1 protein-coding gene is annotated in these 360 nt (G+C 44.4%); it reads left to right on the top strand.

The window, feature by feature from the left end:
* On the top strand, window positions 1-360 hold a 360-nt coding region (locus AC6UD4_RS07275; RefSeq protein WP_500694603.1), incomplete at both ends, for a mucin-binding protein.

Genomic DNA, 360 nt, shown 5'->3' with positions numbered 1-360 from the left:
AAGGTAACTTACAGTAACTGGACGTCAACGAACGCTGTCTTCGGTTCAATTGTTTCCCCAACCATTACGGGATACACTCCAGATAAGGCAAGTGTTGGTTCACAAACTGCCACGGCTGACACGCCAGATTCAAGTGTCACGGTTACCTACAATGCTAACGATGAAGTCGTTCACATTAACTATGTTGATCAGGATAAAGGCAATGCCCTTATCACTAGTGATACCGTTAACGGTAAGTTTGGTAGCAAGGCTAACTACAGTACGAAAGATGAAATCGCTAAGTTAGAAGCGCAAGGATATGAATTAGTATCCGACGGATACCCTGCGGATGGCTTTACCTTTAATACTGATGGCCCAACC

Source organism: Fructilactobacillus sp. X3R5C2 (genome assembly GCF_059901175.1).
Note: the sequence above shows the minus strand (reverse complement) of the source record. Positions and strands in the feature narration are given on the sequence as shown.